Source organism: Coriobacteriia bacterium (genome assembly GCA_034370385.1).
In the GTDB taxonomy this organism is placed as follows: domain Bacteria; phylum Actinomycetota; class Coriobacteriia; order Anaerosomatales; family PHET01; genus JAXMKZ01.
Genome location: JAXMKZ010000020.1, coordinates 2,501 through 10,939, shown reverse-complemented (window position 1 = coordinate 10,939; position 8,439 = coordinate 2,501). Strand labels below are relative to the sequence as shown.

The following is an 8,439-nucleotide window of genomic DNA, read 5'->3' as shown; positions in this document are numbered from 1 at the left end:
ACCTACGAGAGCTATCGCGCGATGAGCGTCAGGCGCTCGCGGAGGTGCTAGTCGGCGAGGTTCAGACCGTATACCCGTCCGATGCGGGACTCGCACGCGTATTCGGACAGGTTGCCAACCTGGGTGACGTCACATACCCGGCTATCCGCTTCGACGTAGTCGCGCGCGTTTCCGGCGACTCAGACAGCGGGAGTGAGTCCATGAGGTCGGTGGGATCGTTTGTCGTCGAAGGAGGACTCGCGCCGGGCGACATCAAGCCGTTCGATGTCCAGACCACAGCGAGCATGGGCGATGTGAAGAACCTCATCGTCGTAGTGTCGGCGCTACCGTAACCATCACGCTGGGCGGGTCTTCAGCCGGCTCACGTACTGACGCTCGCCCGCTCCAAAGATCTCCCCGGAGTAGCGGTCTATTTCCCCCCGATGGACATCCGGTCCAGCATCCAGGCGATGCCGACGGTCAGCACGGCCGCGGAACCCATGCGATACAGCTGAATGGGTAATCCGATCAACCTCAATGGCTCAGGATATCCGGTGGCGATGCCCCCGGCAAAGATAGCGTACGCAACCATGCCCGCCGCGGCTACGATCGACCCCTCGCGACACTGGCGCATACCAAGTTTGCCGCATGTCTGCCCTGCGCGGTAGAGCGCCAAAGCGGCAAGCAGGCCGCCGGGCAAGGCAATATACAGGCGCGTCGCTCGCTCGGCATCGGCGATAGAGCCGGCTGCGGCACCCTCAGCGAACAGTGCTGTCACCGCGGCGACGATGCCGACCAGACCGACCATACCCATGACGAAGACCGAGCGGCGCACACTGTCATCCCGAATCAGACCAAGCGCACCATAAACAGCAAGAAACAAGAACGAGGCGACAAGAAACACCATCCGGACGGCGGCAATCGACCCGGTCGGCGAGGCGTTGTAACCCGGGAGCCGCAGCACCACATCAACGATGTCAGAAATACCGTGGAGAACCGCGAATGCCACGAGGGTCACCATCGGTCCGGCGATTCCGATTCGGGCCGTCTGCTCGAGCCTGAACCACAGCACTCCCGCCATGACGAAGAATGTCAGGCCGTACACGACAAACAAAATGATCATCGAGTAGTCCTGGATGCTGGTCATCTCACACCAATATCCCGTGAGCAGCAAGAATGTGGCGATCGTCGTCGGCAAGCTCCTGCGCGTATCCCATCGACACATCCTCGGCAAAGCCGTCGCCAAGACGTGCGGACACCGCCCGGTTCAGCAGGTCGACGTACTCTCGCGCGTCAGTCGAAACGTCGTCCAACGACATGCGAAACCGGGTCGACTGAAGACTACGATCAATATCCCGAAACTGAGTCAGGCCCCCCGCGGATGACGCCAGGTCCACATCCTCGAAGACGCGTTCTTCCCCCGCTTCGCCAGCGAAAAGAGAAATCGCCTCACTCCAGCGTCGAACGTAGCGCGCCACGGCCAGGACGAAGTCGCGCTTAGTCGAGTCCACACGCACAAGCCATCCGGTCAGCCACAGTGGGTAGGCGATCACCTTGGTCTGACGCGTCGTCCAGCCGCGGGCTCGCGCGATTTCAGCGAGTGTTCGAACGCCATCAATCTCGGACAGCAGGCCGCGCTCCTCGCTGGTCAGATCGACGCCGATGACCTCACGCTCGTAGCCGTCTCGAACGCCGAGCAATGTCTCTTGCGAGGGAAGCATCCGCTCGAGCAGCGTTTCGTCAGCGACGTCCCGGGCTCCCATGAGGATAGCTGCTTGCAGGCCACTGATCGGCGTGGCATCTCCCTCGAGTGTGTCGCCCGGCAAGAACTCATACTGTCCCCGCGTGCTCGTGAATGCAGCCCTCAGCGAATCCTCGGCGGAGGACCCCGCTGTGCCGAGGACGCCATACAGCCGACCCTCGTCGAAACAGAGATCCACCGTATCGCCCAGCGTATGTACGCGAAACACCCCGCTGCGACCCGCAGATGCCAGATTCAGCAACACGTCCGTGAGCGAGACGTCAGCAAGCGAGCCGGATACCACTGCGACCGAACGCGCCCCGCCTGCCAGCATCTGGACATACCCGACCAGGAAATCGATGTCCGCGCGAAGGATGGCCAGACGGTGCTCCAAAACGAGCCTGAGCTCGCCGTCTCCGGTAGCGTCTGCCTGCGAAGCAATCGCCCCGAGCCTCTCCGCCTGATCGCCGAGAAGTGCCAGACGCTGTTCTACGCGCTCCTGCGCCCGGGGAGGATCAAGCCTGTTGGAAAAGTAGAGCGCGATGTCGAATTCGTCGGCAAGCCGCTCGCTTGAACCCAGAGCATCGACCAGGGCATCGACGAAGGCGGCGCGGCCCGTCTCGGTAATCGAAAAGACGGTTCGTTCCGGTTTACCGCCGTGGCGCTCCGAGTGGCGCGTCACGTACCCGTGCTTCTCGAGTCGTCCGAACGCGTAATAGATTGAAGCCCGTCCGAGACTCACCCATGCTTGCATCTTGGGTTGACTCAGATACTCAGCAATCTCGTACCCATGCATCGATCGACTTGCCAGTATGCCGAGGAGCATGAGATCGGTGCGCGTGAGGGCTGCGCCGGACTCGGCCAGCTTGTCTCCCGTAACGGACAACGGTTTCCTCCCTTGACGCTTCTCGTGGGACCCGGGCTATGCCGAATCGACCCCACCGTGCCTTGTGTTTGCCATATATTGTCGTGCCGTTAAGAATCATCAAGACTATTCTACACGGTTCTACCGTCGTCTGCGGTCTCTCTGCGCATGACATGTGCTACAGGTAGACTCCGTGTGGCACATCGTGCACTGGTCTACAAAGCCAACGGAATCATGGCAGGGTGCACAGTCCTGTCCCCCAACCTCGACGCCCCGGGAGGCGGCTCCGTGCGACCGCGTCCAGAGCCGGCGATCACCGTGCGGCGTAGGGAACATGTGGCAGTAGTTGCAGAATCCACCGCCGTGCGGCACAGGCAGTGCTCCGTGCGGAGCCGGACCCACGTTCGCCGGAGGGACATGACAGAGCTCGCACGTTGGCTGGTCAACGAGGCCGTCGTACATATGCCCCCCCGCGTTACCCCATCCGGGAGGGTGTGGCATCTCATACCCACCGTGGCAGGCTACACATTCGCGCTCCGTCGTTGCAGAATGACAACCCCTGCAGGTACCTCCCAGCCCGACTGGAACCGACTGCCGGGGACGCCAAGATGAGGTCACATCACTGGGCCTGGAGGCGTGGCACAGTCCGCACTCAGCGGACGCAGCCTCGCCATCATGACACGTTAGACAACGCTCCATAATCGATGACGGCCTGCTTGCGACCAGCCCACGATGACCGGCCTGTTCATGGCACTGCCCGCAGCGATATCCGGCCTCGAGCAGATGCCTGTGATTGACACGGATTGTCTTCTCTTCGTCAAAGCCCGGCTTCATTATCTCCCGGTGACAGCGCAGACACGCCGAGGGGTCCGGCTGAATCGCTGACATGTCCGCCTCTTCACCGAGGACATAACCGGTCCATAACATCTGGGAGACGGTGGCCGTATGGCGCAGCGCACCTGATAGACCGCCAGGTCGATGACATGCGTCGCAAGATGTCTGTTCATGTGGAGCAAGTCGCACCTCCTGCGCTCTATGACAGCCGACGCACGTCTCGTCTGCTCCGCCCCACGAAGCGACCGACCATCCGGCGACGAGAACCAGTGATGCCCCGACGAGCGTGGTCGCCAACCGGACAAGACGTCGGCGGGTGCGCCACGAGACGACGATCGGGGCACGCTCATCCTTCCCCCCGCGTTTGCGGCCAAACCTCAACCACCGGAGGCCGCGCGGTGATCGCAGCCGGCGGATCTTCCTCTCAGTCATTGATCCCCGCTCTCCGGCGCAACTCTGCCGCACGCCCCGCGTCGAGTCCGGGATGTGCGTGAGCGATGTGGCATTCGTCGCAACTCTGACGGGCATGGCAAGATAGACAGTCCTCATCAGCCATGTTGGCCGCTTCCCCCCGGTGAGTGTCGCGGAATCCCGCCGGGTGCGGCATCTGCAAACCGTGGCAGTCGTCACAGAATCGCTGTGAATGACACCGGGCACACGGATCCGGTGCCTGGAGGTACTCGGCCCCGTGCTCGTTTAGCCATGAATAGCCATGCGGTAAGGGCGTGCCGTGACACGATTCACACCGCGCCACCGTATGACAGGCTCCACACGTATTCAAATCGCCCATACCATGCAGGGTGCGCCACTCCGCGCCGTGCGTCTTTGAAAAAGTGCCTCTGTTCAGACCGGAGGCACGCGACATTCCCGACAGGTGGCACGTGCCACAATCAGCCGACGCAACAGAGACCACGTGACACCGCAGGCAATCGTTCATATCGATCCGCCCTGCGGCTTCTGATACTCCGCCGTGAATCGAAGCACCATGACAGTCAACGCACGACATCCCCGCGTCGAACGGCTCCTTGTGACTCATACGAAGGCTTCCGATTTCAATCGGGCCTCCAAGCACTCCATCGTGGCAGCTCAGGCACCGATCGGACGCTACCATCGCGGTCACGGGTGTCGGCAGTCCGACACTGGCCGCGAGCATCGGGAGCATGCGCAGACGTAAATCGACGACACCGACTACGCCGGAACGTCGATGACATCGATCGCATGGGACTGACTCATGGGCGTCCGCTCGTTCCTCGGCCATCACGCCGACATGACACGCGGTGCACGTCGACGGCAACGCGGTCGCACTGGTGAAGATGACGAGGGCTGCCATCGCTGTGATGAGGAATGCGGCCACGACTGTCTTGAGAAGCGAGACATCGGGGATGCCCATTGGAGACGGCGCCCTCACGGAACCAATCCGCCATTCGTTTGCTTGATGACTATCGCACGAGCAATCTCCTCGGCAGAACGCTTGAGAATCTCCCTGGCATTCTGCTCGGGAACGACGAACCGAAACGACGCATCGGCCGTATAGCTTCGCTCCCCGAAGTTCCATGAGACCACGTAGGACCACCCATCCGGTGTCGCCCCCAGCGCCACGGGCATGCCCTCGATGACGGATTCGCCCACGGCCTCGGTGTACCTCGTGCCCGGACCGACGGCACTGATCGGATCCTCAGACCCCAGCGGGGTGATTCCGGTCTGGACGTAGACCACCAGCGGCGTCACCAGTGAACGAAACTCGTCAGACGGGAGATAGCTCCCCTCGATGAGGTCTCCTGCACGGGCACCGGGAACAGGCTGAACACCTTGAACCGTCCATCCCTCCACACTCATCGGAAGTAGGGATGAAGGATCTGCTGAGCTACTCTCAGGTACAGCCAGATCGAGCAACTCGTCTCCGGGACGGATAGACGCCGCAGTAGTCACTCGATCCACAAGGTCAGATACTGCGGCTGCGGACCAGGACTCATAGATGATGGATCCGGCCCACCACACCACAGCCACGCCGAGGAATAGTCGGGGCACGAGTCGCAGTCTCCGGCGCGCGCCTGCGCGGCGGAGGGCGGCCTCAAGCACATCCGCCTGCTCCGTGCTGCCGCCGTGCAGTGACTCCACGCTACCTCCGATTCCAACTCCGCGAATCTAATCGTCCAATCCGTACTAGCATACTTCACACCAACGTGCTCGGGAAGCGCGCCCCACCCCGAAGCCCCTATCCCCTCTCCGAAAAAACGCGAAGGAGCCGTCCATGGACGGCTCCTGTGTGCGTGACCCCGTGGGAGTACCGGCAGAACTCGCTCCCGCTAGACCGCCTCGACTCGGACGACCTCCGGGATCTCCTCTTTGAGAACGCGCTCGACGCCGTTGGACAGGGTCAGCTGTGACATCGGACAACCCCGACAGGCACCGACGAGGCGAACCTTGACCACGCCATCCTCGGTAAACTCTACGAACTCCACATCGCCGCCATCGGCCTGCAGCGCAGGGCGAATCTTATCCAGTGCTTGCTGTATGCGCTCCGCATTCATCCGGGAGCTCCTTCCTCTGGGGCCCGCCGGGGCGATCGCCCGACGAACATCATCGCTGTATTGACACGGGGATAATACCACAATCCTGACCGAAACAGTCAAGTTTAGTGACCGCACCGGACCAACGTCAAAATACCCAAAAACCACTAAGAGCCGTCGGATGTGTTCAGCGGCGTCCTACTCTCCCACGGCCTACGCCGCAGTACCATCGGCGCTGGAGGACTTAACTGCCGAGTTCGGAATGGGATCGGGTGTACCCCCTCCGCCATAACCACTGAACACATCCACCGGCTCTCGGTGAACGGTATTATACCGTTGTCAAATGAGTCCCATGGGTGCACACGCACCCTGAGAGCTGCATAGCGCTTGAAAATCTCGCGAATGAGATCAAGACCTCGGCCTATTAGTACTGCTCGGCTGAACACATCGCTGTGCTTACACCTGCAGCCTATCAACCTCGTAGTCTACGAGGGGCCTTACCTGGTTAACCCAGTGAGAGACCTTATCTTGAGACTGGCTTCCCGCTTAGATGCTTTCAGCGGTTATCCATACCGAACGTAGCTAACCAGCGGTGCCACTGGCGTGACAACTGGTACACCAGAGGTTCGTCCATCCCGGTCCTCTCGTACTAGGGACAGCCTCTCTCAAGTCTCCTACGCCCGCGGAGGATAGGGACCGAACTGTCTCACGACGTTCTAAACCCAGCTCGCGTACCGCTTTAATTGGCGAACAGCCAAACCCTTGGGACCTGCTACAGCCCCAGGATGCGATGAGCCGACATCGAGGTGCCAAACCCTGCCGTCGATGTGGACTCTTGGGCAGGATCAGCCTGTTATCCCCGGAGTACCTTTTATCCGTTGAGCGACGGCCATTCCACTCTGAGCCGCCGGATCACTAGCACCGACTTTCGTCTCTGCTCGACTTGTAGGTCTCGCAGTCAAGCTCCCTTGTGCGCTTGCACTCTACGATCGATTGCCAACCGATCTGAGGGAACCTTACGCGCGCCTCCGTTACATTTTAGGAGGCGACCGCCCCAGTCAAACTACCCACCTGACACGGTCCCCCACCCGGATAACGGTGTGGGGTTAGACCTCCAGCCTGTCGAGGGTGGTATTCCAAGGTCGACTCCACCAGGGCTGGCGCCCCAGCTTCACAGCCTCCCACCTATCCTCTACACGACAAACCAAAGATCAATGTCAAGCTGTAGTAAAGGTTCACGGGGTCTTTCCGTCCTTCCGCGGGTAATTCGCATCTTCACGAATAATGCAATTTCGCCGAGTCTACGGTTGAGACAGCGCCCAAGTCGTTACGCCATTCGTGCAGGTCGGAACTTACCCGACAAGGAATTTCGCTACCTTAGGACCGTTATAGTTACGGCCGCCGTTTACTGGGGCTTAGGTTCACAGCTTCGCCCGAAGGCTAACCGCTCCCCGTAACCTTCCAGCACCGGGCAGGCGTCAGACCCTATACGTCGTCTTACGACTTAGCAGAGTCCTGTGTTTTTAGTAAACAGTCGCTTGGGCCGTTTCACTGCGACCCCAAACCGCTCACACCGCGAGGGTGATCACAGTCCAGGGTGATCCTTCTCCCGAAGTTACGGATCCATTATGCCGAGTTCCTTAACCATAGTTGTCTCGATCGCCTTGGTATTCTCTACCTGCCTACCTGTGTCGGTTTTGGTACGGGCACCGATAGAACTCCCTAGAGGTTTTTCTTGAAAGCATGGGATCACTGACTTCACTCAATCGCTTCGTCATCAGCTCTCAGGCATCTACAGGGCGGATTTGCCTACCCTGAACCCTACAGCCTTTCACGCGGACGTCCAGAACCGCGCTCAGCTACCCTACTCCGTCACCCCATCGGTAATAACGCGCTATCAGTGGTACAGGAATGTCTACCTGTTGTGCATCGACTACGCCTCGCGGCCTCGCCTTAGCTCCCGACTGACCCTGGGAGGATTAGCCTTGCCCAGGAACCCTTAGGCTTACGGCGGAAGTGTTTCTCACACTTCTCTCGTTACTCATGCCAGCATTCGCTCTTCTGTACAGTCCACGGACGGTCACCCGCCCGCTTCAACCCGTACAGAATGCTCCCCTACCACTCCACAATGTGAAGTCCGCCGCTTCGGTACCATGCTTGAGCCCCGTGAATTGTCGGCGCATGTCCACTTGACCAGTGAGCTATTACGCACTCTTTAAATGAATGGCTGCTTCTAAGCCAACATCCTGGTTGTCTGAGCAAACGCACATCCTTTTCCACTTAGCATGGATTTAGGGACCTTAGCGGGCGGTCTGGGCTGTTTCCCTTTCGACTACACAGCTTAGCCCACATAGTCTGACTCCCGAGTTCTAAAGTACCGGCATTCGGAGTTTGGTTGATTTCGGTAAGCGGTGAAGCCCCCTAGACCATCCAGTGCTCTACCACCGGAACTAAACACTCGAGGCTAGCCCTAAAGCTATTTCGGGGAGAACGAGATATCTCCAGGTTTG

5 protein-coding genes and 2 rRNA genes (1 of these 7 running past the window's edge) are annotated in these 8,439 nt (G+C 59.9%); 1 reads left to right on the top strand and 6 read right to left on the bottom strand.

Annotation, left to right across the window (positions count from 1 at the left end):
* On the top strand, positions 1–332 hold a 332-nt coding region (locus tag U1E26_04815), incomplete at its 5' end, for a hypothetical protein (GenBank protein ID MDZ4168961.1).
* 77 nt (positions 333–409) lie between these two features.
* Here the strand turns inward: U1E26_04815 and U1E26_04810 are convergent.
* From U1E26_04810 to U1E26_04785, 6 genes are all read right to left on the bottom strand, one after another.
* Positions 410–1,126: a hypothetical protein gene (locus tag U1E26_04810; GenBank protein ID MDZ4168960.1), complete on the bottom strand. Its 717-nt coding sequence runs from the start codon at positions 1,124–1,126 to the stop codon at positions 410–412.
* Between the two features lies 1 nt (position 1,127).
* Positions 1,128–2,606: a helix-turn-helix transcriptional regulator gene (locus U1E26_04805; protein ID MDZ4168959.1), complete on the bottom strand. Its 1,479-nt coding sequence runs from the start codon at positions 2,604–2,606 to the stop codon at positions 1,128–1,130.
* Positions 2,607–4,823: 2,217 nt separating this feature from the next.
* The gene (locus tag U1E26_04800; protein MDZ4168958.1) at positions 4,824–5,537 is read right to left on the bottom strand and encodes a hypothetical protein; all 714 of its coding nucleotides are present in this window, start codon (positions 5,535–5,537) and stop codon (positions 4,824–4,826) included.
* Positions 5,538–5,725: 188 nt separating this feature from the next.
* Positions 5,726–5,950: a NifU family protein gene (locus U1E26_04795; protein MDZ4168957.1), complete on the bottom strand. Its 225-nt coding sequence runs from the start codon at positions 5,948–5,950 to the stop codon at positions 5,726–5,728.
* A 164-nt stretch (positions 5,951–6,114) separates the two neighbouring features.
* A 5S ribosomal RNA gene (gene rrf / locus U1E26_04790) occupies positions 6,115–6,229 on the bottom strand.
* 104 nt (positions 6,230–6,333) lie between these two features.
* Positions 6,334–8,439, bottom strand: a 23S ribosomal RNA gene (locus tag U1E26_04785) (it continues 897 nt past the right edge of the window).